Raw genomic sequence first — 24,904 nt, forward strand, 5'->3', positions numbered from 1 at the left:
CATCGCCTCCCGCCTTGAAGCCACCTGGACACGGCGCGAACTGCCGGAACTGCTGAAGACCAAGTGCCTTCGCGGTCTGAAGCCTCGGTCCACTCTCGCAGCTCATCGAATGGGTTGCGGCAACTCGCTCGAAGCGTCGACGTGGGGCCCTGGAGCAGCACTATCGCGGGGCGGTCGTGTGTCACGACCGCCCCCGGTAATCACCCAAGCGGCGGAACAACCGCTTCTGCATCCTGGATGCGCGCTCGCACGCAGGGGCCGCAACGGCTACAACTCGTGGGCGCCGCAATCGGGAGCCGGACCCCGCACGCGCGTCCTGCCCCAGCGGTCGAACACGCCCATCTCCTCCGTCGAAAGCACGGCCCCCGCATCCACGACGGGAGATGTGTTGAGGAGTCGGTAGTCTCCGTTGGCCGGGTCCACGAACAGAGGATTGGCGAGCACGCAGTTCGGGTGCAGTTCGACAGCCGGCACCGAACCGGGCGCGGGCCGAAAAAAGGCCGTGTTCGAGAGCACATCGTCGATCGTCTGCGGACCGATCTCGGCTGCGTGCGTGATCAGATTGTTGCGCACGACATACAGCGGATACGCAATGCTGTCATGCAGGGTCGTCGCGACGCCGGTCATCAGAAGCGGCCTGCGCAGGTGGCGCACTACCGTATTGCCGATGAACTTGATCGTCGATTGAACGACCAGCGGGATTCCCTCTGGTGCGAGACCGGAGTGATAGAGCCTTGCCGCCGCGTTGGAGCCACCCCGCCCGTCAAAGAGATTGTTGCGCGCCAGCAAGCGGTCTTTGTGACGCGTCGTGAGCATCAGGAGCTGCGCGTCCTGATCGTTGCCGCCCCACTCGTAGTTCCCAGCCAGCGTGTTGGCCTCGAACAGGATGTTCGCGCCAAAGTAGCCTTCGAGTTGGTTCTTCGGATCGGTGATCTCCGTTCCCGTGCCGTTGACCGTTGCAGAGAGCCCGACTCCATCGGGCCACTGCCAGCCGAAGCAGTAGTTGGACTCGAACGTGGAGGACCGCACCACCAACCTGTGATCTGCCAGATACATTGGCTCGTGGGTGTCTGCGTCCAAGTACCGACCCTCATGCAGAAATGTCCTTGGAGGTGAGGCATCATCGATCACCAAATCGACACCCGCGCCGCGGCATTCGTTGGCCTTCACTCCCGGCGCACCCGGCGCATAACCGCCATTGGCGAACGCCGTCACGCGGTTCAACGAAGCTTGCGTGTACGGCGAATAACTGGTGATGGCGATACCCACACCATGCGCTGACGCGGCGTTTGCGATCGCGTTGTATTGGGCAAGGACCGTATCCAGTCCCAGCCGCGCGGACTGACGCAAGTGCGCGCTCATGCCGCCGCCCCGACCCGTCGATACCCATTGATCGGCGGTCACTGTGGCGACCTCGTTGTAAGAAAGCCACGTGTTGATCAGCGACATCTGCGACTGATTGTCCAGGTCGGCGTAGATACCGGCTCCTTCGCGCAGATCCCATCCGTCCATCAGCGCAATGTCCCGGAGCGTGAATCGCGCCAATCCGGACAAGCGCACACTGAGCACGCGACCGCCATCGGGCGGCGCCCGCCACTGCGTGTCGTAAGGAGCACTGGAATTGGTGGTTGGCGACCAGCCACCGGCGATGGTCAAGTCGCCCGCACTGAACTCGAGACTCAGACTCTCCCGGTGAACGCCCCGTTCCAGAAAGATGATGTTCTGGCTTGCGATACAACCGCCGATCGCCCGCAGCGCCTCGTTCATGGTTCGAAAACGCCCGTGCGGCCCTACCGTGTGCAGGCCCACACCCGGTGGACACACGATCGCCCACGCAGGGCAGACGACGCTGATGAGAATGGCGCTGACGAGCCATCTGGTTCGTGCATTCATGGCGTTCTCCACTTCGGCAAAGCAAACCGCGACCTGACCCGCATTCGTCCCCGCAGGGCGCCCGACTTGGTCCACAGTCGGAAGCGGTTCCCTGTTGCAGCCCCAGGCGCACCCGTCGCGGACGCATCCCTTGGCAACGCAACTGGCAATGCAGCGCATTTGTCGCCAGTAACGGAACTTGGTCGGGAATCCGTGCATGGTCGTCGCGATGCACGCAACTCGCCTTGCCTTTCGGCGCCCGTCAACCGGGATGCATCAGTTCACGAGAGAAAGGGGCGCGCGGACCCGGGAGGGGCCGAGCACCGCCGACCATGCCTGTTACTCGCCCGCCACGGTCATGCGCTCGATCAGGATCGATCCGGTGAGGATCGGTCCGCGCCGGTCGATATCGGAACCGACGGCGACCACGCGCCGGAACATCTCGCGCAGGTTGCCGGCGATGGTGACCTCGTCCACCGGATAGGCGATGGCGCCGTGCTCGACCCAGAAGCCGGCGGCACCGCGCGAGTAGTCGCCGGTCACGGTGTTGACGCCCTGGCCCATCAGTTCGGTGACCAGCAGGCCGGTGTCGAGGCGACGCAGCAGATCGGCGAAGTCGCCGGCGTTCGCCGGCACCACCAGGTTGTGGATGCCGCCGGCGTTGCCGGTGCTTTCAAGCCCGAGCTTGCGCGCCGAATACGAGCCGAGGATGTAGCGCGCGAGCACGCCGTCGCGCACCAGATCCGAATCGACGGTGGCCACGCCTTCGCCGTCGAAGGCACCGGAACCGGCGCCGCGTTTCAGGTGCGGCCGTTCGAGAATCGAGAACCAGTCCGGAAACAACCGCTCGCCGACGCTGTCGAGCAGGAACGACGCACGCCGATACAGGGCGCCACCGCTGACGGCGCCGACCAGATGTCCGATCAGCGAGCGCGCGAGTTCGGGTGCGAACAGCACCGGACAGGTGCGCGTCCCGAGCTTGCGTGGATTCAGCCGCGCCAGCGTGCGCTCGGCGGCGCGACGGCCGACCGCCTCCGCGGTCTCCAGGTCCTCGCGCGCGACGGCGGTGGTGTACCAATAATCGCGCTGCATGGCCTGGCCGTCCTCGCCGAGCAGCGAGCACGAAATCGAATGCCGGGTGCCGGACTCGCGCCCGAGGAAGCCGTGGCTGTTCGCATAGACCGCAACGCTGCTGCTGGTCGAGACGCTGGCACCGTCGGAATTGTGCAGGCGCGCATCGAGCGCGCGTCCGGCGGCTTCGGCGGCGATGCCGAGCTCGATCGCATGGTTCGCGTCCAGCTCCCACGGGTGCCAATGGTCGAGATCGGGAAAGAACGTGGCCATGCGCGCGGCATCGGCGAGCCCGGCGCAGGGATCTTCCTCGGTGTGACGGGCGATCGCGCAGGCCTGTTCGATCGAGGTGGCGATCGAGGCCGCTTGCACGTCGGCGGTGCTGGCCGAGCCCTTGCGCCCGCCGAAATACACGGTGATCGCCACGCCGCGGTCGCGACTGTGCTCGACCGTCTCGACCTCGCCCATGCGCACGTTGACATCGAGCCCGGCGTCGAGGTTCAGGCTCACCTCGGCCTGCGAAGCACCGAGCTTGCGGCAACGCGCGAGCACATCCTCGGCCAGGTTGGCGAGTTCGTCGAGGGATCGCTCGGGCGATGCGGGGCGGGAGAGTTCAGCGCTCACGGGCTATCCTTGGTTCATTGAATGCGGGGTTCATCGCGATGCACGACGAGAAGATCGACTGGGACGAGTACTACGGCGGGCCGAGCCGCAGCATGGAAAAGCGCGAAGCGCTGGACGTGCTCGCGCTGGCCAAGGAACTGGTCGCGCTGCCACCGCGCGAACTCGACCGCGTACCGCTTTCGGAAGCGTTGCGTGGCCACGTGCAAGAGGCGCAGCGCATCACCGCGCACGTCGCGCACAAGCGCCAGGTGCAATTCCTGGCCAAGCAGATGCGCAAGCACGACGAGGAACTGCCCGCCATTCGCACTGCGCTCGAAGCGCCCAAGGCCGAACGCCGCCGCGCCGCCTCCGCACTGCACCGCATCGAGGAATGGCGCGACAAGCTGCTTCGCGACGGCGACGACGCGATCAACGAACTGCTCGCCGCCCTGCCGAACGCCGACCGCCAGCAACTGCGCCAACTGCTGCGCACGGCCAAGGCCGAGGCCCTGGCCAACAAGCCGCCCGCCGCCGCGCGGCAACTGTTCCGCGCCATCCAGGCTGCCTACGGCGAAGCGATCGAGCCGCGGGATCTGGACGACATCGCGGCGGGCAACGACACGCCTTGATCGCCGCGGTCGCGCGCGTTCAACCGATGCGCGCCCGCCCCTCTCCCTCGATGGGAGAGGGGTTGGGGAGAGGGTGAGTTCGCAGCGGTGTAGCCTCATCGCGCAGTCGCCCCCTCTCTCCCGGCCTCTCTCCCACGAGGGGAGAGAGGAGAAGTGCAGTTGATGCAGTCGACCCACCCCAAAGCTCCGACTAGCGACAGTGGGATTTTTGCCCACAGCGGGATCTGTGCCCACAGTGGGAGCGACGTCCACGTCGCGATGCTCTTGACCATCAAACCCGCGTCCCGCCCACAGTCAGCGCATCGATCTTGAGCGTGGGCTGGCCGACGCCGACCGGTACGCTCTGGCCGTCCTTGCCGCAGACGCCGACACCACTGTCGAGTTTCATGTCGTTGCCGACCATCGAGATGCGCTGCATGGCTTCGGGGCCGGAGCCGATCAGGGTTGCGCCCTTCACCGGTCGCGTGATCTTGCCGTGCTCGATCAGATACGCCTCGCTCGCCGAGAACACGAACTTGCCCGAGGTGATGTCGACCTGGCCGCCACCGAAGTTCGGCGCATACAGGCCACGCTCGACCGAGGCGATGATCTCGCCCGGATCGGACGTGCCGGCGAGCATGCAGGTGTTGGTCATGCGCGGCATCGGCAGCATCGCGAAGCTCTCGCGACGGCCATTGCCGGTCGGCGCCACGCCCATCAGCCCGGCGTTCAACTTGTCCTGCAGGTAGCCCTTGAGCACGCCGTTCTCGATCAGCGTCGTGCACTGCGTCGGCGTGCCCTCGTCGTCGATGTTCAAAGAACCGCGACGACCGGCCAGGGTGCCGTCATCGACCACGGTCACCAGTGGCGACGCCACGCGCTCGCCGACGCGCCCGGCATAGGCCGACAGGCCCTTGCGATTGAAGTCGCCCTCGAGCCCATGGCCGACTGCTTCGTGCAGCAACACCCCCGGCCAGCCCGGACCAAGCACCACCGGCATCTCGCCGGCCGGCGCATCGACCGCTTCCAGATTCACCAGCGCACCACGTACCGCTTCGCGCGCCTGCATCTGCGGGAAATCGCCGCCCAGCAGCTCGGCGTAACTGAAACGTCCGCCCCCGCCAGCGTTGCCGGATTCGCGACGACCGTTGTGTTCGACGATCACGTTGACGTTGAAGCGCACCAGCGGCCGCACATCGGCGGCGAGGGTGCCGTCGCTGTGCGCCACCAGCACCGTTTCCAGCGCCGCCGACAGGCTGCACACCACTTGCTTCACGCGCGGATCGAGCGAACGCGTGTAGGCGTCGATCTCACGCAGCAGCGCCACCTTGCGCTCCACCGGCACCGAGTCGATCGGATCTGCGGGCGCATACAGCGCATGTCCGCGCACCTGCGTCAGCGAACGATCGGTCCCGTCCTGTCCGGCACGGGCGATTGCGCGCGCCGACGCGGCGGCTTCAAGCAGTGCCGGCAACACGATTTCGTCGGAATAGGCAAAGCCGGTCTTCTCGCCACTGACCGCGCGCACGCCGACACCCTGCTCGATGTTGTGCGAACCCTCCTTGACGATGCCGTCTTCCAGCACCCAGCTCTCGTGGCGCGAATGCTGGAAGTACAGATCGGCGGCGTCGATGCCAGGCGACATCAGGCGCGAGAACACGCGGCCGAGCTGGTCGGCGGACAAGCCGCCAGGCGCGAGCAGGCGCGATTCGGCGAGGGCAAGGCTGTTCGGCATGCGACGTCCTTCGAAACCAGAAGCCCGACATGGTGCCACGCGCCCGCGATTCAACCGCGCGAAACGGCGATAATGCCGCGCTTCCCGCCCCTGCCCTGGTCTGCGTTCGCCGATGAACTTCCGTCAACAGCTCGAATCGCGCTGGCGCGATGCCGACACCCTGCTCTGCGTCGGACTCGATCCTGACCCGCGGCGCCTGCCGCGCGCGTTGCGCGACGCGCCGGACGCGGTGCTGCGCTTCTGCACCGCGATCGTCGATGCCACCGCCGATCTCGCCTGCGCGTTCAAGCCGCAGATCGCCTACTTCCATGCCGCCCGCGCCGAAGACCAACTGGAACGCCTGATCGCGCACATCCACGGCCGCCATCCCGGCATCCCGGTGATCCTAGACGCCAAGCGCGGCGATATCGGCGCCACCGCCGAGCAATACGCGCGTGAGGCCTTCGAGCGCTACAACGCCGACGCGCTGACGGTGAATCCGTACATGGGCCTCGACTCGATCGAACCCTATCTCGCCTATCCGGAGCGCGGCCTGATCGTGCTCTGCCGCACCAGCAACCCCGGCGGTTCCGACCTGCAGGGTCTCGAACTTTCGAACGGCCGGCGCCTCTATGAGCACGTCGCCGAACTCGTCGCCGGCCCCTGGAACCGCCACGGCCAGAACGCGCTGGTGGTCGGCGCCACCTTTCCCGAGGAACTGGCCCGCGTGCGCGCCTTGGTCGGCGACCTGCCCCTGCTCGTCCCCGGCATCGGCGCGCAGGGCGGCGACATCGACGCGACCGTGCGCGCCGGCGCCACCGCTGCCGGCGGCCTGATGATCAACTCCTCGCGCGCCATTCTCTACGCCAGCGAAGGACTCGACTTCGCCGAGGCCGCGCGCCGCGTGGCGCTCGATACCCGCAACGCCGTCCGCCAGGAGCTGAAGGAACCGCACCGATGAAACACGCCGCATGCTCGATATTGTTGCTGGCCGTGGCCCAGGCCGCCGGCGCCGAGGTGATCGAAAACCTCGACCGGATCGACTACACCGCAACGCCGCGGCGCGGCCAGACCCTGCGCCAGGCGCTCGATGCCGCCAGTCCGATCCGCGAGGAAGGCAAGCTGTTCCATGGCTACACCAAGTGGCATGTGCGCTGGAACTTCCGCTGGTGGCACGAAGCCGATGGCCGTTGCCGCATCACCGAAGTCACCACGCACCTCGACCTCGACATCACCCTGCCTGAACTCGAAGGCGGCACTCCGGCCATGCAGGCGCGTTTCGTGCGTTTCCGCGAGGCGCTGGCCGAGCACGAGGACGGCCACGCGCAAATCGCGCGGGATGCCGCCGAGCGCGTCGATCAGGACATTCTCGACCTGCCGGAAATGGCCTCGTGCGAACTGCTCGAGGAAACCGCGAACCGGCTCGGACACGAGCACCTCGACGCTGCCGGCCGCAAGAGCAAGCACTACGACCGCGACACCGAGCACGGCCGATCGCAGGGCGCGAGCCCGGACTGAGCGCATTGCCGGCGGCAGGGCGCGACGACAGAATCGCGGCTCCATCCAAGGAGACTGCGATGCGCCTGCTGCGACCGATCCCGTTCCTGCTGGCGGCGACGCTGGCCCTCTGCGGCCTGCCCGGCAAGGCCGTCTCCCCGGCCCCGGTGTCCGCCGCCAACGGCATGGTGGTGAGCGCTCAGCACCACGCCACCGAGGTCGGCGTCGCCGTGCTGCGCGAGGGCGGCAATGCGGTGGATGCCGCGGTGGCAGTCGGCTACGCGCTCGCCGTGGTCTACCCGGCCGCCGGCAACCTGGGCGGCGGCGGCTTCATGACGATCCAGCTGGCCGACGGCAGCGCGCACTTCATTGACTTCCGCGAGACCGCGCCGGCGGCCGTGCATGCGCGGAGCTTCCTCGACGCCGAGGGCAAGCCGATCGCCGGCGCCAGCACACTCGGTCACCGTGCCGTTGCGGTACCCGGGACCGTCGCCGGGCTCGAACTCGCGCGGATGCGCTTTGGCTCGCTGTCGCGTCGACGCCTGGTCGCACCGGCGATCCGACTGGCGCAGCGCGGCTTCGACCTCGACGCCGGCGACATCGCCATGATCGCCTACGCCGCCGACGATCTGCGCCATGACCCCGAAGCGGCGCGCGTCTTCCTCAGCGCCGACGGCAGCGTGCCGCGTCCGGGTCATCGCCTGCGCCAACCCGAACTCGCGGGCACGCTCAGGCGCATCGCCCGCCACGGTCAGGAGGGCTTCTATCGCGGCCCGATTGCCGAGGCACTGGCGCGCGCCAGCCAGGCGGGCGGCGGCTGGATCAGCACCGCAGACCTCGCGGGCTACCGCGCCATCGAGCGCGAGCCGGTGCGCTGCCGCTACCGCGGCTTCGAAATCGTCTCGGCCCCGCCGCCGAGCTCGGGCGGCGTGATCCTGTGCGAGCTGCTCGCCATCCTGGAGGGCTACCCGCTGGCCGAACACGGCTTCGGTTCGGCCCAGGCGACGCACTGGATGATCGAGGCGATGCGCCACGCCTACGTCGATCGCAACCACTACCTCGGCGACCCCGAGTTCGTGTCCAACCCGGTGACCGCGCTGATCGCGCCGCAGCACGCCGCGGCCATCCGCGCCGCGATCGACGACCGCAAGGCCGGCGATTCCGCAGCACTCGCACCCGGCAAGCCCCCGCACGAGGGCAGCCACACCACGCACTACTCGATCGCCGACGCCGACGGCAATGTCGTCGCGGTCACCTACACGCTCAACGACTGGTTCGGCGCCAAGGTCACCGCCACCGGCACCGGCGTGCTGCTCAACAATGAGATGGACGATTTCGCCACCGCCCCGGGCACGCCGAACCTGTACGGGCTGGTCGAGGGCAAGGCCAACGCCGTGGCGGCCGGCAAGCGACCACTCAGCTCGATGACGCCGACGCTGGTGAACCGCGGCGGCAAGCCGTTCATGGTGGTCGGCACGCCCGGCGGCAGCCGCATCATCACCGCGGTGTTGCACACCCTGGTCAACGTCATCGACCACGGCATGGACATCCAGCAGGCGGTGGACGCACCGCGCTTCCACCAGCAATGGCAACCGCCGGAGACCAACGTGGAGCCGTTCGCGCTGAGTCCCGACTCGCGCCGCCTGCTGGAGGCGATGGGCCACCGCTTCGGCGGACCGCAGCCGGAAAACCACCTGGCCGCGATCCTGATCGGTGCCCCGGCGCGCGATGCGGCGCCGATCCCGGGCATGCGCTTCCACGGCGCGAACGACCCACGCCGCGGCACCGGTCTCGCCGCCGGGTACTGAACGACCGGCCGTCAGGCCGACTGCACTTCCCGCTGCGGCAGGCGTGCAGCGATGCGCGCCGCTTCCTCGCGCAGCGCCGCCGGCGCGCGTGCGCCGAACTCGTCGAGGTACTCGCTGATCGCCTCGAACTCGCGCGCCCAGCCGCTCTCGTCGATGTGCAGCAATTGCGCGATGCCCTGCTCGCCGAGCTTGAGCCCATCGACGTTCAGGTCGGCGGGTTTCGGCAGATGACCGATCGCGGTTTCGACTGCGCCGGCCTTGCCCTCGCAGCGCTTCAGCATCCACTCGAGCACGCGCAGGTTGTCGCCGAAGCCGGGCCACAGGAACTTGCCGTCGGCGCCCTTGCGGAACCAGTTGACGTGGAAGATCTTCGGCAGCTTCGCGCCTGGCTTGTCGAAGGACAGCCAGTGCGCGAAGTAGTCGGCGAAGTTGTAGCCGCAGAACGGCTTCATCGCCATCGAATCACGGCGCACGACACCGACCGCACCGGTCGCGGCGGCCGTGGTCTCGGAGGCCATCGCCGCTCCGACCAGCACGCCGTGGGTCCAGTTGCGCGCTTCGAACACCAGCGGCACCAGCGATTCGCGGCGACCGCCGAAGACGATCGCCGAGATCGGCACGCCGCGCGCTTCCTCGGCCTTCGGCGTCCAGCTCGGGCAGCGCTTGGCCGAGACCGTGAAACGCGAGTTCGGATGCGCAGCCGGGCCGTTGCCGGCGATGTAGTCGTTGCCCTTCCAGTCCTTGACCGGAATGCGGGCATCGAGACCTTCCCACCACGGCTGGTTGTCGTCCGTCACCGCGACATTGGTAAAGATAGCCTCGCGGTTGAGCATGGCCAGGGCGTTGGCATTGGTCTTGGCGCCGGTGCCCGGCGCGACGCCGAAGAAACCGGCCTCGGGGTTGATCGCCCACAGGCGGCCGTCTTCGCCGGGCGACATCCAGCAGATGTCGTCGCCAATGGTCCATACCTTCCAGCCGGCCTCGCGATAACCCTCGGGCGGGATCAGCATGGCCAGATTGGTCTTGCCGCAGGCAGAGGGGAATGCGGCCGCGACGTAGTGCACCTCGCCCTGCGGGTTCTCGATGCCGACGATCAGCATGTGTTCGGCCAGCCAGCCTTCGCTGCGCGCCTGCCACGAGCCGATGCGCAAGGCATGGCACTTCTTGCCGAGCAGGGCGTTGCCGCCGTAGCCGGAGCCGATCGACTTGATCGTCAGTTCCTCGGGGAAATGCATGATGAAGCGACGCGTCGGATCCAGGTCGCCGGTCGAATGCAGGCCCTTGACGAACTTGCCCTCGCGCTCGATGCGCGCCAACGCGGCGCTGCCCATGCGCGTCATCAACCGCATGTTCGCGACGACGTAGGGCGAGTCGGTGATCTCGACGCCACAACGCGCGATCGGCGAGTCGATCGGTCCCATGCAATACGGGATCACGTACAGCGTGCGGCCCTGCATGCAGCCCTGGAACAGCGCGTCGATCTCGGCGTGCGCTTCGCTCGGGTGCATCCAGTGATTGTTCGGCCCGGCGTCCTCCTGATGCTTGGTGCAGACGAAGGTCAGGTGCTCGACGCGCGCGACATCGGACGGGTGGGAGCGGTGCAGATAACAATCGGGATGAGTATCCGGATTCAACGCCAGCAGATCGCCGCTGTCGAGCATGAGCTGGGTCAGCTGCTGCAGCTCGGCCTCGCTGCCATTGCACCAGTGGATGCGGTCGGGCCGCGTCAATGCAGCCACGTCTTGGACCCAGGCGTTCAGGGTCGCGAGTTGGGAGGTCATGGCAAAACTCCGTGCCCGGGCGGGCCAGAAAGGGGAAACTGGGGGAGGCGCGCAGGCTATCCGTCGATATCAAGGAGCGCAAGGCAATGAGAGCCATTCTCGGTTGTAAATGCGAGCTATTCGCATTACAGTCGCCCGCTGACCTGATTCTGCACGAGGTAACCCCATGATTTCCCACCGCCCCCAACTGCTCGCCCTGGCCTTGGCCGCGGCCCTCCCGGCCTTTGCCCTGGCCGAACCCGCAGACGCCGGAGATCGCAAACCGCACCGTCTCGACCGCACCGAGGTGGAAGCCGACGCCCAGGCCGATCCGCGCTTCCCGCAGGTCAGCAAAGAGATCGAGGATGGCCAGGTACTGGCCGGCAAGAAGACCACCGACGTGGATCTGGCCGAGCAACCCGCGGTCGCGAACAACGAGCTGCGCCAGACCTTCGTGCGCGTGCCCGGGCTGCTGGTGTCCGAGCAGCAGGTCCCGAGTCACTTCAACATCAACTACCGCGGCCTCGGCGATCCGCACGAGTCCGAGTTCGTGATGTTCTTCGAAGACGGCGTGCCGCTCGCCAGCAGCTGGTTCGGCTATCCGACCATGTACTACCTGCCGCCGACCGAGCGCCTGGAACGGGTGCAATTCGTGCGTGGCGGCTCCGCGCTGTTGTATGGCCCGCAGCCCGGTCCGGCGGTGAACCTGGTGACGCGCGATCCGTTGCCGGAAGCAGAGTTCGCAGCCAGCTCGCGCCACATCGGCGGCGGCGACGGCTTGTATGCAACCTACAACCAGATCAGCGGCGGTGCCGGCGACTTCGGCTACCGCGTCGAGCTCGATCATCGCGAGTTCGACGGCACCCGCGTGAATTCCGACAGCGAAGTGGACGGCGCCGCGATCGCGCTGTTCTGGCGCGAGAGCGATCTGGCCAACTGGCGCCTCGACCTGAACCACTACGAGAGCGAGTCCGGCGAAGCCGGTCGCCTGCCGACGCCGCTGTTCGAAACGCAGCCCGAACTGACCACAACGCCGTTCAACCGCATCGCGATCGAGCGCCAGTCGCTGGTCCTGAGCACCGAACGCGCACTCGCCGACAGCTACACGCTGGACGCGCGCGTGTGGCATGCCGAGCTCGACCGCGACAGCCGTCGCGCCAATGCCGTGTTCCTGCCCGGACAACTGCCGGCCAACCTGCGCTCGAACTTCGACCATCAGGACTTCACCAGCACCGGGCTCGATGCGCGCGTGACCCACGACTTCGGCAGCAACCACACGCTGACCTTCGGCCTCACCGCCTACCACGAGGACAGCGACCGCTGGCAGCGCTCCAACGTCGTGCTCGACGCCGACGCCGGCAACGTGCTGCGCTACGCCCAGCTGCGCGGCACCGACTACGCCGCGCTGTTCGCCGAGTCGATCTTCCGCTTCGACCGCTGGAGCCTGGTCCCGGCGCTGCGCATCGAATCGCTGACGCTGGACATCGAGGAAACCCAGCGCTCGTCCACCGTGATGCGCGATCCGATCGACGACAGCTTCCACCACAGCGTGCCGCTGGCTGGCCTTGGCGCCACCTATGACTTCGTCGAGCAAGGACTGCAGGCCTACGGCAACCTGTCGCAGGGTTATCGGCCGATGCGCTACGACGACGTCGGCAACCCGACCTCGAACCTGATCACCGGCAATGACCCGGACCCGGCCAAGACCTTCAGCGCCGAAATCGGCCTGCGCGGTGCGCCGGTCGATGGCCTGTTCTTCGATGTCAGCGTCTTCCGCATCGACTTCCGCGACAAGATCGAGACCGTGCTGATCTCGCCGAGCGAAGTCGAGCGCGTGAACTCGGGCGATGCGCGCCACCAGGGCATCGAGTTCGCCGGTGAATACGACTTCTTCGCCGGCAGCGCCGGTCGCCACCTGACCCTGTTCGGCTCCATCGCCCTGCTCGATGCCGAGATCACCGATTCGCTGACCGCCGATCTGGTCGGCAACACCCCGGCCTATGCGCCCGACCACATCGCCAAGCTCGGCCTGATCTGGCGCGGCTTCGACGAGCGCGTGAAGCTCGGGCTCACCGGCACCCGCGTCGATGAACAATTCTGGCGCGACGCCAACACCGCCACCGGCAACGTCGTCACCTTCGTTGCCGCCGAAATCCCCGCCTACCACGTGCTCGACCTGACCGGCGAATGGCGCATCAACGAACACATCCGCCTGCTCGGCGGCGTCAACAATGTCACCGACGAAATCTACACCTCGCGCGTGCGCAGCGATGGCATCGAACCGGCGGCCGGTCGCCAGGGCTACTTCGGGATTGAAGTGGCACTTTGATGGACCCCGTGGATTGGGTCGCGCCGTTGCCGGCGCTCCTACAATCCGCGCGGCGTCGTCGCCGTTTGTAGGAGCGCCGGCAACGGCGCGATCACATCCCCGCGTAACATCGGGTGGTGCCGCAACGGCGCGATCTCATTCCCGCGGAATGAACGTCGCCACCACGTGCAGCACGTAGGCGTCGAACTCTTCGGCGCTCATGCGGGTGAGCTTGAGTTGCAGCATCAGCTGCAGATACCCGACGTAGGCGGAATAGACCAGGCGCGCGCGGTCCATGGCGTCGCGGCGCGAGAAGTTGAGTGCGCGATAGGCCTGCATCAGGAAATGGATGCGCCGCTGCGACACCCGCGCCATCACCGGCTGCACCACCGGGTGGTCGAGCGCCTTGAGCAGTTCGCTGTACAGCCGATGCGTGCGCATCTCGCGGCTGGTGCTGACGAACAGCTCGCGCAGGCGCGCACGCGCATCGGCGATTTCCTCGAGCGGCGCGAACACGGTGGTTTCGTCCAGTCGCTCCCAGCGTTCCAGCGCTGCCTTCAACAACGCCTCGCGCGACGGAAAATGCCAGTAGAAGCTCCCCTTGGTCACCCCGAGCCGACGCGCTAGCGGCTCGACCGCGACTGCGGCCACCCCCTGCTCGGCGAGCAGGTCGAGCGCAGCGGCTTCCCAGTCGGCGCTGGAGAGGCGGGCGCGTTCGCCGCGGAGCTCGGCCGTGCGCGTCGAAGGCATAGGCGGGAACACTCGGAATTCGGGCCCGCAGGGTATCACCATACGCATGCGTATTGACAACTCAAACGAGTGTTTGACACACTTGCCGCCATGAGCCCTGCCAGCTGCCCCGCTGCCGCCCCGCCTGCTCGCGTGCATCGCGAACTGCGCCGCTTCCCGCGACCGGGCGGGCTTGCACTCGCGATCGAGCACTTCGGTTCGCCAGCAAACCCACCACTGGTGTTCGCGCATGGCTTCGGCCAGTCGCGGCTGGCCTGGACCGTCGCCGCAGAACACCTGGCGCAACAGGGCTTCCACTGCCTCGCACTGGACGGCCGCGGCCACGGCGAGAGCGACTGGGATGACGGCGTTGCCTACGAGCTGGAACGCTTCGTCGACGATGCCGTAGCCATCGCCCGCTCGCTGCCGCGGCCACCGGTCTGGGTTGGCGCCTCGATGGGCGGGCTGATCGGCATGATGGCCGAAGCCGCGCAGCCGGGCCTGTTCGAGGCACTGGTGCTGGTCGACGTGACGCCACGCTGGGAAACCTCCGGCGTCAACCGCATTCTCGAGTTCATGCGCGCACACCCCCACGGCTTCGCCTCGGTCGAGGAAGCCAGCGCCGCGGTCGCGGCCTATCTGCCGCATCGCGCGCAGCGCAACGATCCCGGCCGACTGCAGAAGATGCTGGTGCCGATGGCCAACGGCCGCCTCCGCTGGCATTGGGACCCGCGCCTGCTCGACACCGTCGCCGGCGACAACGGCGCGCGCTACGTCGCCGGGCTTACCGCCGCCGCGAGTGCGCTGCGCCTGCCGGTGCTGCTGATCTCGGGCGGACGCAGCGATGTCGTCTCGGACCACACTATCGACGAGTTCCAGAAGCTCGTCCCGCACGCCGAACACGAACGCATCGACGAGGCCACGCACATGGTCGTCGGCGATGCAAACGACGTTTTCGTATCCACCATCGCCCGCTACCTGCAACGGCTGGCAGCACGCACCGCCTGATCCACCGGAGACTCCGATGAACAGCACGCTCCCCTTCCTCGTTCTTCTGCTCAGCACCGTCGTGGTCGCGCACTTGCGACTCGGATTGCTCGTCTGGACCGGCCTGACGGCACTCGGCCTAGCCGCCGCGACGGCATTCGCCGGCGCGCATCCCGTCGCGCTGTACGTCGCCTGGGGCGTGTTCGCGCTGGTCGCGATCCCGTTCAACCTGGGGCCGCTGCGCCGCGCCATCTTCTCGGGCCCGTTCCTGAAGCTGTACCAGCGCATCACGCCGCAGTTGTCCGAGACCGAGAAGACCGCGCTCGAAGCCGGCACCGTCGGCTGGGAAGGAGAGCTGTTCTCCGGCCGCCCCGACTGGCGCAAGCTGGCAGCGCAGCCGAAGCCGGCACTGACGGCGGAGGAACAGGCCTTCCTCGATGGACCGGTCGATGAAGTCTGCAAGCTGCACGACGAGTGGGAAGCCACCCACGTGCGCGCCGACCTGAGCCCGCAGGTCTGGGAGTTCCTGAAGAAGAACCGCTTCTTCGGCATGATCATCCCCAAGTCCTACGGCGGCCTCGGCTTCTCCGCGCTGGCGCACAGCGCGGTGGTGGCGAAGTGCGCCAGCGTCTCCGGCACCCTGTCCTCGACCGTGTGCGTGCCGAACTCGCTCGGCCCGGGCGAATTGCTCTTGCACTACGGCACCGATGAACAGAAGAGCCACTACCTGCCGCGACTCGCGCGCGGCGAGGAAATTCCCTGCTTCGCGCTGACCAACCCGCATGCCGGCTCCGACGCCACCTCGATCCCCGACTTCGGCGTGGTCTGCAAGGCCCAGTTCAATGGCGAGGAAACGCTCGGCATCCGGCTCACCTTCGACAAGCGCTACATCACGCTCGCGCCGATCGCGACCATCGTCGGCCTCGCCTTCCGCCTGCATGATCCGGATGCCCTGCTCGGCGGCGACAAGGATCGCGGCATCACCCTCGCGCTGATTCCGCGCAATACCGCGGGGCTTGAAATCGGCCGCCGCCACATTCCGCTGAACGTGCCGTTCCAGAACGGACCGGTGCGCGGCAACGGCGTGTTCATCCCGATGAGCTATCTGATCGGCGGCGAGAAGATGATCGGGCAAGGCTGGCGCATGCTGGTCGAGTGCCTGTCGGTCGGGCGCGCCATCTCGCTGCCCTCGACCGCCGCCGGCGGCTGCCGCATGGGCGTGGCCGCGACCGGTGCCTACGCGCGCATCCGCAAACAGTTCCAGATGCCGATCGGCCGTTTCGAGGGCGTCGAGGAAGCGCTCGCGCGCATCGGTGGCCTGACCTACGCGATCACCGCACTGTCGCGCATGACCGCGGCCGCGGTGGACCTGGGCGAGAAGCCGTCGGTGCCGAGTGCGATCGCGAAGTACCACGCCACCGAGACCGGCGCGATCGTGGTCAAGGACGCCATGGACATCCACGGCGGCAAGGGCATCATCCTCGGCCCGCGCAACTATCTCGGTCGCGCCTACCAGGCGGCGCCGATCAGCATCACGGTCGAAGGCGCCAACATCCTGACGCGCAGCATGATCATCTTCGGCCAGGGCGCGGTGCGCTGCCACCCGTTTGTGCTCAAGGAAATGCAGGCGGCGCAGCTCGCCGATCCCGGCAAGCGCCTGGCCGAGTTCGATCGCCTGCTGATGGGCCACATCGGCTTCGCGATCAGCAACGGCGTGCGTTCGCTGTTGCTTGGCCTGACCCATTCGCGCCTGGCCAAGGCGCCGATCGGCGATGCCACGACCGCGAAGTTCTACAAGAAGATCACGCGCTACTCCGCCAACCTGGCGCTGGTCGCCGACACCGCGATGGCCACGCTCGGCGGCAAGCTCAAGGTCAAGGAAAAGCTCTCGGCGCGACTTGGCGACGTGCTCAGCCAGCTCTACATCATGAGCGCGATGCTCAAGCGCTGGGAAGACCAGGGCCGCCCGCTCGCCGACTACCCGCTGCTGGCTTGGGCGATGCACGATGCCGTGTACAAGATGCAGAACGCGCTCGACGGCGTGCTGCGCAACTTCCCGATCCGCCCGGTGGCCTGGCTGCTGCGCGCGCTGGTGTTCCCGATCGGCCTGCGCGAGCACGCGCCGTCCGACCGCCTCGGCCACCGCGTCTGCACCCTGCTGCTGGCACCGAGCGAGGCGCGCAACCGTCTGGTCGAAGGCGTCTACCTGACCCCGAACGCGAACAACGTGCCGGGACGCATGCACCACGCGCTCGACAAGGTCATCGCCTCCGAACCGGTGGAGCGCAAGGTGATCAAGGCGGTGAAGGCCGGCCAGATCGTGGCGCTGGAAGTCGCCGCGCAACTGGAAGAAGCGGTGCAGAAGAACGTCATCAGCGTTGCCGAACGCGACCTGCTCGCCGAAGTGCGCGTGCTCACCAACGAGTTCATCGCCGTCGATGATTTCGACCACGCCGAACTCGAAGCCGCCAGCGCCGCGAAAAAGACCGCACTCAAGGCCGCCGCCTGATGTCGAGCGTGCTCGCGCACTGGCAGCGGCTGAAGGACAAACCCTTCGGCCGCTGGCTGTTCGCGCGCATCGTTTGTTGGCAGGCACCGTATTTCGGTTCGATCCACCCGCGCATCGAGTCGCTCGAAGCCGGCCGCATGGTGGTGCGCATCCGGCAACGCCGCAGTATCCAGAACCACATCGGCACCATCCACGCCATCGCCCTGTGCAACGGCGCCGAACTCGCCGCCGGCGTCGGCATCGAAGCCACGCTGAAACCGGAGTGGCGCTGGATTCCGAAGACGATGACGGTTCGTTATCTCGCCAAGGCCACGCGCGAAGCGCGGCTCGAAGCCACCATCACCTTGCCCGACGACATCGGCAGCGGCCACGACTGCGTCATCCCGGTCGTCGCCACAGATCCCGACCGCACCCGCGTGTTCGAGGCCGACATCACCATGTGGGTCACGCCGCGGAAGCGCTAAGCAGCGTCACGGACGTTTCGATACCCCGCTCTTCTCCTCTCTCCCCCCGTGGGAGAGAGGCCGGGAGAGAGGGGGCGCACCGCGACACCGCTCCGAACTCACCCTCTCCCTGCCCTCTCCCGTCGAGGGAGAGGGAAAAAGCCAAGCCGGCCGTGCGCCAGCCTGTGGCTGCACCTTTGGGGAGAGCCATGAACGCATCGCCGGTGAAACTGCATCGACTCGCCATTCAGAGCATGATCTGCGCCTCCTGAGTGGGGCGGGTCGAGCGCGCGCTGCTGCGGGTGCCCGGCGTCGTGCCGGGCCAGGCAAACCGTTGCGAATCCGGGTGTTGTGCGGCAGGACTCAAAGCCGTCGGCCCGCTCGGCGGCGGCACCGTCCCGGCTGCGGGACGGAAGTTCGCGCCGGTGCCCAACCACGCCCCGGTATCGAGACCTGGGCTGCGGCGCGGCCGGCGGCGCGTGAACGCCGTCTTCACGCCGCGGGCTACGCGCTGGCGTATCTTTCGCGGCTGCTCTCTTGGGTCCTCCGCATGTCACGAGCCATCCACGCCGTGGCGCTGCTGGCCGCGTTCGTCGCGGGCCAGGCCTGCGCCCAGGACTTCACCGCGCATGGCACGCAGCCGGGGCTGGCGGTGCCGCTGGAGGATGTCGAGTCCTGCGCGTCCTGCCACGGCACCTTCGGCGCGCCGGGGCCGGGTTTCATGCCGCACGATTCCTGGGGCGGCTCGATGATGTCGCACTCGACCCGCGACCCGCTGTTCTGGGCCGCGCTCGATGTCGCCAATCGCGACCTGCCCGGGGTGGGCGACTTCTGCTTGCGCTGCCACACCTCGCAGGGCTGGTACGGCGGACGCGTACGCAAGACCGGGCTGGCACCGCCCAATGATCTGGTCGACGGTAGCAACGGTTGCCTGCTTCAAGGCGATCACGACGACTACGACAACGCCAACAACGACTACTCCGGCATCACCTGCCACAACTGCCATCGCATGGCACCGACCGGACCCGCCGGCCAGTTGGCGCCCGCCGGCAGCGGCAATGTCTGGCTCGACGACAGCCTGGAGTGCAACGGCTACTACGGCCCCTGCCGCAAGGGCCCGTATCGCTACGCGCCCAGCAGCAGCCTGCAGCCGCCGCACGGCTGGGAGTTCTCCAACTTCATCAGCGACAGCTCGCACTGCGGCAGCTGCCACGACGTGTCTTCGCCACTGGTCGGCGGCGTGCCGGCGCGCACCCACATCCTGCTCGACGGCAGCGACAGCGGGCGCGCGTTCCCGGCCGAGCGCACCTACAGCGAGTGGAAGCAGAGCCGCTACGGCGACCGTTTCCTGGTCGATTCCTTCGAGGACGAAACCCGCGCCGGCGCCGGCATCGTGCAGGTGCAGAGCTGCCAGGACTGCCACATGCGCAGCAGCAGCGATGCCACGGCGCGCGCCTGCATGCAGAACCCGGTCGGCTCACGCAGTGGCGAACTGGCGGTGCACGAATTCGTCGGCGGCAACACCTGGATGCTGCGCGTCATCGACCAGCTCTACGGCGGCACCACCGGTCGCAGCAATGCCATCGGCCGCGCCATCAACTGGGCCGAGGAGATGCTCACGCAACGCAGCGCCGACATCGCGCTGACGCTTGAGCCGCTGGCTGCGGATGCGACCACGCTGCAGGCGCAGGTGCGCGTCACCAATCGCGCCGGCCACAAGCTGCCAACCGGTTACGGTGAAGGTCGGCGCATGTGGCTGCACCTGCGCGTGCTCGACGGCAACGGTGCGCTGGTCTACGAAAGCGGCGCCTGGGACGCCGCCACCGGCACGCTCGCGCCGTCACCGACGCCGAAGGTGTACGAGGTGCTGCAGGGCATCTGGGACGCCGGCGCCGGCATCTGCCGCACCGAGGACGGGCTCGGCCGCAAACAGTTCCACTTCGTGCTGAACAACTGCATCGCCAAGGACAACCGCATCCCGCCCGCAGGCTTCACGCCGCGCACCGCACTCGATCCTAATGGCGAGGACCTGCGCCCGGTCGGCCACACCTACCCAGAGACCGCTCCCGGATCGGGACAGCTGGTGCACTACGACGACACCGCCTACAGCGTGCCGCTGGCGCCGGGCACGCCGCGCCCGCTGCAGGTCACCGCCACGCTGCGTTACCAGACCGCGAGCCGCGACTACATCGAGTTCCTGCGCAACCAGGCGGTCGAGAACGCGCAGCCGAGCGAGAACGCGATGTGCGGGCGCAGCCTCAGCGTTGGCCCGGGCGCGAAGTCGCGCGGCCAGTTCCTCTACGACCAGTGGACCGATCCTGCACTCGGCCGTTCGCCGCCGCTGGCCATGGTCAGCGCCACCACCGTTTCGTCACCCACCCACTGAGCCGCCATGACATCCACGCTCCGATGTTTCACCGCGCTCTGCGCGCTCGCACTCGCCGCCTGCGCCGGCAGCAACGCTTCGCTGCGCAGCCCGACCCTCGACCACGTCGCCACGCTGCAACTGCCCGACGGCCACGACGCCGTACTGGTGCGCGAGTACGACGATGAAGTGAAGCTCGGCGATGGTCGCGAGCAACGCATGCGCGTCACCTATCTGTGGGACTACACCGCCGCAGTCGCACGCGAACGCCAGACCGCACCCGACGGCAGCCTGATCAGCGATCGCCTGCTGCCGGCATTGACCTTGAACGCGACCGACGCCGAACTCGCCTACGCGGTCGCGCTGTTGCGCCAGGATGCCGCGATCGACGCCCGCTTCACTGATGACACCGACGTCTACGGCGGCTTCAGCCAGCGCGAGCCGGGCGACCAGCACTGCGACCTGGGGTCGCGCTGCATCCACGTCATCGTTTCGCGCGAGAACGGTCGCTACAAGGTCGCGCACGCCATCGTCGATCTGCAGCGCGGCCGCGTCGTCGATCCCGACTATGACCCCGAACTCGGCGGCATCGCCGAATCCATGCAGAAGGCTGCCCGCCAATGAACCCGATCTCCCGCTTCCACTGCGCGATCTTCCTCACCGCCGCCGCATTGCTGTCGGTTCCACTACCAGGCCACGCCGCCAGCCCGACCTGCGGCGTCAACGAGACCCTGCTGTCGTGGCCGGCTTCCGACCCGCTGTGGGAACTTTGCTACCTGCCGCCCGGGCTGAGTTCCGGGCCGCGCGGCTCGGGCATGGAGCTGCGCAACGTCCACTATCGCGGGCATCTGGCGCTGAAGCGCGCGCACGCGCCGATCCTGTTCGCCGAGTACACCAGCAGCACCTGCTACCGCGACTGGAAGGACACCGACAGCCAGCTGCTGCGCTGGTCGGCGCTGCACCCGAGCTTTGCACGCAGCACCACCAGCAGTTGCGACCGGTCCAAGGACCCGATCGCCTCCTTCGGCACCTGTCCGTTCAGCCTGGTCACCAATGGCAGCGACGGCAACCCGAGCGGCAGCTGCCAGACCGGCGTCGCGGTCGAGGACTTCGGCAGCTACGTCGAGCTCAGCACCCAGTACAGCGCCGCCTGGTACCTGTACTCATCGCGCTTCCGCTTCCATGCCGACGGCTCCTTCGAACCCGAGTTCGGCTTCGGCAACTCCAATGGCACCAACAACAACACCACGCACTGGCATCACAACTACTGGCGCCTCGACTTCGACATCGACGGCGCCGCCAACGACGTCATCGCCGAAGACGGCGTCGCCAAGAGCAGCGAGTTCGCGACCCTGCGCTGCAACCCCACGACCACGCCAAGCTGCGCCAGCGAGCGCCGCTGGCAAGTGCTCGACACCGTGACCGGACGCGGCTTCGAGCTCGACCCCACCGCCGCCGATTACGTGACTCCGACCAACCAGTCCGGACGGGGCTTCCACCTGCGCGACGTGATCGGCACCGTCTACAACGCCGGCGAATACAGCGACCGCGCCGACAACAGTCTCGGCGACTGCGCCATGGTCGACGGCAACCTCGCCAACGGCCAGGACCTCGACGGCGCCGCCGGCGAGGGAACGGACGTGGTGCTGTACTACCGCGCCGGCGTCCGCGACCGCACCAACGAAGGCGCCGGCACCCAGGACTCGATGGTCTGCAAGAAGGTCGGCCCGCTGTTCACCCTGATCGGCAACTGGGCCAGCGTGCTGTTTGCGGACGGGTTCGAGTAAGTTCGGGATGAGTGCAGCGTCGATGGAGCGAAGGCCGGGGACCGAGGGCAACGCGCGGGAGCGATCCACGTGCCGGACGCAGCGTCGGGAATGGATGGAGTGATGTGGCAGGACGACGAGGCAGATCGCGCGTCGAGTCTGCGTAGACCGCATGAACACCTGCACCGCGGCACGGATCGGCATGCGCCGGTCACGCCGCGGAGGCATTGCAATTTCCGCGAACCGGGCGCAGTCTTTCTGCGCCATGTACCCGCAAATCCTCCGAATCTTGCTGGTCGCAACACTGTTGCTCAACGCATCGGGGGCGCCGTGGGCAATGTCGGCCATGAGCCAAGGCATGGGGCATCCGACGTCGCACGGCATGCACGCCGCGATCGCCGATGCCGCGATCCAGGCGCACGACGAGCACGGCATGGATCATGCGCAGACGCATGCGGGAATGCCCCGGACCGGTGACCGCACCGGCGCCGATCCCGAGGCCGCCGGGTCATGCTGCAACGGGACGACCTGCTCATGCGGCTGCGTGCTCCCGCCTGCGTTGGTATTCGCCGTCCTGCCGCAGTTCCCCCAGCCCGCAGTGCTCGCGCCGGGCGTCGTGTCGGTCGAGCATTCGGAAGCACTGCCGTCGATGCCACCGTTTCGACCACCCTCCGCTTGACTCCCTGGTAATCCTCTTCGCCACGTCAGCGCTGGTCGCGAACACGTTCGCAAGCAGTGCCGACTTGCCAGCGGAACGCGGCTGCGCGGCAACCGGCAACCGGCAACAGCGTGTCCGCGCGGTTCGGCATCGAACTGGCGTATCAAGTGGATCTCGCTTCTGGGAGACCAGCATGAAACGGTTCAAGATCTTTCTGCTGATGTTCGTCGTGGCGGTCATTGGGGCCGCAGCGTTCATCGGACTCGGTGTTTACAACGTTGCGGCCGATGATCCGCATTGGCCGCTCACCCACCGCCTGATGGAGACGGTACGCAGCCGCTCGATCAGCACCCGTGCCGTCGATGTCACCGTACCGCCGCTTGACGACGACGCACTGATCCGTGCCGGTGCCGGCAACTACGACGCGATGTGTGTCACTTGCCACCTGAGCCCGGGCACTCCGGACACTGAACTCAGCCTCGGGCTGTACCCGCCACCACCGACCTGGTCGGAGCTCGGCGCCGTGGACCCGCGCGAAGCCTTCTGGGTGATCAAGCACGGCGTCAAGATGAGCGGCATGCCGGCCTGGGGCAAGAGCATGGATGACCGCTACATCTGGGGCATGGTCGCCTTGTTGCGGCAGTTTCCGCGCATGACCCAGGCGCGCTATCACGAACTGGTGACCACGAGTGGCGGGCACGATCATGGCGGCGGTGAAAGCATGCCGCACGACGCGGCGACCCTGTCCGGCATGGACCAGGTCGATCCTCCTGCAGACGGTGCTACCCGTTCATCGTTCGAACCGATCGACGATCCGATGGCCGAAGCGGCGTCCGACGCCGACCACCATCGGCACTGACGCCAACCCTCACCCACTGACGGAGAACCGTATGAACCCGATCCGAATCGCACTCGCCCTGGCCGCGATGCTCTGCGCTCCCGGGCTGTTCGCGCACGGCCAGGAAAAGCACGAACCCGCGCAGATGACGGCCGGGCGCGACGTTTCCCAGGCCAAACTCGGCATCGAACCGGCAGCGGCCGAAGCAGTCGCCACCGTCGAGCGATTTTCCGCCGCGCTCGGTGCCGGTGATCTGACCAAAGCCGGCGCGGAACTCGATCCCGGGGTCATCATTCTCGAAAGCGGCGCTGTCGAGCGCAGCCGCGACGAGTACCTCGGCGGCCACGCCAAGGGCGATGCGGCGTTTCTGAAGTCGGCGCGAATCAGTCTCCGGCAGCGCACCGCCCGGGCTTCCGGCGATCTCGCCTGGGTGTCGAGCGAAAGTGCAATCCACACCATGAAGGGCAAAGAGATGCTGATGATCGACGCGACCGAGACCATGGTGCTGCGCAGGTCGGGCCAGGCCTGGAGGATCGTGCACATCCACTGGTCGTCGCGTCGTGCGAAGGACCAGTCGACGGCTGTCCGGCCGAAACCCTTGCGCGAACACGCCGGAGCAGCGCACCAGGCCCATCACCCGCGATTGCCGCCTCCAACCGGGAGCATCCAGCCGGCGGAAGTGGCAACGATCCTTGAGCGACAGTCCAACGACCTCGCCATCGTCGCGTGATGCGCAGCAAGATCGCTCCCCGTGGCTCCCGGGAGCCATACACGGCACCGGGCCGTTCTCGCAAACCGGGCCAGACCTCCGGAGGAGTTGGCCCAACCACTCACCAAAGGAGAGTCCCATGTTCCGTTCAATCTCAACACATGCCACCCGCCGTCGGTCGATTCGCGGGGCGCTCGGTTCACTACTGCTCTTCAGTCTGCTGGCTTCGGGCGCCGCCCTTGCGGGCGACTCGCCTTCGATCGGGCACACGGTCTTCATGCGCGGACAGATCCTTGAGGTTCAGGACTCGACGATCGTCCTGTGTATCGGTGCCGCAGACGGCGCGAGTGTCGGCCAGGAACTGGACGTCGTGCATCATTCCCGCGTGCGGACCGGGCCAAAAGGCATCGGCCGGTTCAAGCGCGAGGTGATCGGTAAGGTGCGCATCGATGCGATCGTCGACGAGCACTATGCCGAGGCAACCGTCATTGACGGCAAGGCCGGCCAGCACGACAGCGTCGAGCTGGCCACTGCGGCGAAATGAGTCCCACCGACTGGTGGCGACGCCGTTGCGTTCGCCCCAGTCGAACCCCGAAATAGCAAACGGTCGAGCCCATCGGTGGTGCTCGAGCGGTCGATCATCCGGTGAGGGCGCCTTG

General features: G+C 67.4%; 20 protein-coding genes. 15 read left to right on the forward strand and 5 right to left on the reverse strand.

What is annotated here, in order from left to right; all coding sequences use genetic code 11:
* Positions 1–267: 267 nt before the first annotated feature.
* Together IPG63_00705 and pmbA are read right to left on the reverse strand one after the other, a co-directional pair.
* Positions 268–1,893 carry a hypothetical protein gene (locus tag IPG63_00705; GenBank protein ID MBK6725773.1) on the reverse strand — a complete coding sequence of 542 codons (1,626 nt, stop codon included), beginning with the start codon at positions 1,891–1,893 and terminating at the stop codon, positions 268–270.
* Between the two features lie 318 nt (positions 1,894–2,211).
* Positions 2,212–3,567: a metalloprotease PmbA gene (gene pmbA, locus IPG63_00710; protein ID MBK6725774.1), complete on the reverse strand. Its 1,356-nt coding sequence runs from the start codon at positions 3,565–3,567 to the stop codon at positions 2,212–2,214.
* Positions 3,568–3,605: 38 nt separating this feature from the next.
* Here pmbA and IPG63_00715 point away from each other — a divergent pair, with 38 nt between their 5' ends.
* A complete protein-coding gene (locus IPG63_00715) occupies positions 3,606–4,175 on the forward strand; it encodes a DUF615 domain-containing protein (protein MBK6725775.1) in 570 nt (189 codons plus the stop codon).
* Between the two features lie 271 nt (positions 4,176–4,446).
* Here IPG63_00715 and tldD read toward each other — a convergent pair whose 3' ends face one another.
* Complete coding sequence (tldD, locus tag IPG63_00720) at positions 4,447–5,889, reverse strand: metalloprotease TldD (protein ID MBK6725776.1); 1,443 nt, start codon at positions 5,887–5,889, stop codon at positions 4,447–4,449.
* A gap of 112 nt (positions 5,890–6,001) precedes the next feature.
* On the opposite strand from tldD, the gene pyrF reads away from it, so the two are divergent.
* From pyrF to ggt, 3 genes are read left to right on the forward strand one after another with little or no spacing between them, the layout of a single operon-like run.
* Positions 6,002–6,829 (forward strand): orotidine-5'-phosphate decarboxylase, encoded by an 828-nt coding sequence (pyrF, locus tag IPG63_00725; GenBank protein MBK6725777.1) that lies wholly within the window; start codon positions 6,002–6,004, stop codon positions 6,827–6,829.
* Complete coding sequence (locus tag IPG63_00730) at positions 6,826–7,386, forward strand: DUF922 domain-containing protein (GenBank protein ID MBK6725778.1); 561 nt, start codon at positions 6,826–6,828, stop codon at positions 7,384–7,386. Before pyrF ends, IPG63_00730 begins: the two co-directional genes overlap by 4 nt.
* Positions 7,387–7,445: 59 nt before the next feature.
* Positions 7,446–9,173 carry a gamma-glutamyltransferase gene (gene ggt / locus IPG63_00735; GenBank protein MBK6725779.1) on the forward strand — a complete coding sequence of 576 codons (1,728 nt, stop codon included), beginning with the start codon at positions 7,446–7,448 and terminating at the stop codon, positions 9,171–9,173.
* A gap of 11 nt (positions 9,174–9,184) precedes the next feature.
* Here the strand turns inward: ggt and IPG63_00740 are convergent, their stop codons facing one another.
* A complete protein-coding gene (locus tag IPG63_00740; protein ID MBK6725780.1) occupies positions 9,185–10,954 on the reverse strand; it encodes a phosphoenolpyruvate carboxykinase (GTP) in 1,770 nt (589 codons plus the stop codon).
* A gap of 166 nt (positions 10,955–11,120) precedes the next feature.
* On the opposite strand from IPG63_00740, the gene IPG63_00745 reads away from it, so the two are divergent.
* A complete protein-coding gene (locus IPG63_00745) occupies positions 11,121–13,262 on the forward strand; it encodes a TonB-dependent receptor (GenBank protein ID MBK6725781.1) in 2,142 nt (713 codons plus the stop codon).
* Between the two features lie 135 nt (positions 13,263–13,397).
* Here the strand turns inward: IPG63_00745 and IPG63_00750 are convergent, their stop codons facing one another.
* The gene (locus IPG63_00750) at positions 13,398–13,991 is read right to left on the reverse strand and encodes a TetR/AcrR family transcriptional regulator (protein MBK6725782.1); all 594 of its coding nucleotides are present in this window, start codon (positions 13,989–13,991) and stop codon (positions 13,398–13,400) included.
* Between the two features lie 90 nt (positions 13,992–14,081).
* Between IPG63_00750 and IPG63_00755 the strand changes: the two genes are divergently transcribed.
* The 10 genes from IPG63_00755 (at position 14,082) to IPG63_00800 (ending at position 24,789) form a co-directional block, all read left to right on the forward strand.
* The gene (locus IPG63_00755) at positions 14,082–14,978 is read left to right on the forward strand and encodes an alpha/beta hydrolase (GenBank protein ID MBK6725783.1); all 897 of its coding nucleotides are present in this window, start codon (positions 14,082–14,084) and stop codon (positions 14,976–14,978) included.
* Between the two features lie 16 nt (positions 14,979–14,994).
* Complete coding sequence (locus tag IPG63_00760; GenBank protein ID MBK6725784.1) at positions 14,995–17,466, forward strand: acyl-CoA dehydrogenase; 2,472 nt, start codon at positions 14,995–14,997, stop codon at positions 17,464–17,466.
* Positions 17,466–17,930: a DUF4442 domain-containing protein gene (locus IPG63_00765; protein ID MBK6725785.1), complete on the forward strand. Its 465-nt coding sequence runs from the start codon at positions 17,466–17,468 to the stop codon at positions 17,928–17,930. The genes IPG63_00760 and IPG63_00765 overlap by 1 nt, the downstream gene beginning before the upstream one ends.
* Positions 17,931–18,459: 529 nt before the next feature.
* Positions 18,460–20,295 carry a hypothetical protein gene (locus tag IPG63_00770; GenBank protein ID MBK6725786.1) on the forward strand — a complete coding sequence of 612 codons (1,836 nt, stop codon included), beginning with the start codon at positions 18,460–18,462 and terminating at the stop codon, positions 20,293–20,295.
* Between the two features lie 6 nt (positions 20,296–20,301).
* On the forward strand, positions 20,302–20,898 hold the full coding sequence (locus tag IPG63_00775) for a hypothetical protein (protein MBK6725787.1): 597 nt from the start codon (positions 20,302–20,304) through the stop codon (positions 20,896–20,898).
* On the forward strand, positions 20,895–22,061 hold the full coding sequence (locus IPG63_00780) for a hypothetical protein (protein ID MBK6725788.1): 1,167 nt from the start codon (positions 20,895–20,897) through the stop codon (positions 22,059–22,061). The genes IPG63_00775 and IPG63_00780 overlap by 4 nt, the downstream gene beginning before the upstream one ends.
* 151 nt (positions 22,062–22,212) lie before the next feature.
* Positions 22,213–22,719, forward strand: coding sequence for a CopL family metal-binding regulatory protein (locus tag IPG63_00785; protein ID MBK6725789.1), 507 nt, complete (start codon positions 22,213–22,215; stop codon positions 22,717–22,719).
* A gap of 172 nt (positions 22,720–22,891) precedes the next feature.
* Positions 22,892–23,557 carry a cytochrome c gene (locus tag IPG63_00790; GenBank protein MBK6725790.1) on the forward strand — a complete coding sequence of 222 codons (666 nt, stop codon included), beginning with the start codon at positions 22,892–22,894 and terminating at the stop codon, positions 23,555–23,557.
* A 67-nt stretch (positions 23,558–23,624) separates the two neighbouring features.
* Positions 23,625–24,266, forward strand: coding sequence for a nuclear transport factor 2 family protein (locus IPG63_00795; protein ID MBK6725791.1), 642 nt, complete (start codon positions 23,625–23,627; stop codon positions 24,264–24,266).
* Between the two features lie 184 nt (positions 24,267–24,450).
* Complete coding sequence (locus IPG63_00800; protein ID MBK6725792.1) at positions 24,451–24,789, forward strand: hypothetical protein; 339 nt, start codon at positions 24,451–24,453, stop codon at positions 24,787–24,789.
* Positions 24,790–24,904 lie beyond the last annotated feature (115 nt).

It is taken from the genome of Lysobacterales bacterium (genome assembly GCA_016703225.1).
GTDB lineage: Bacteria > Pseudomonadota > Gammaproteobacteria > Xanthomonadales > Ahniellaceae > JADKHK01.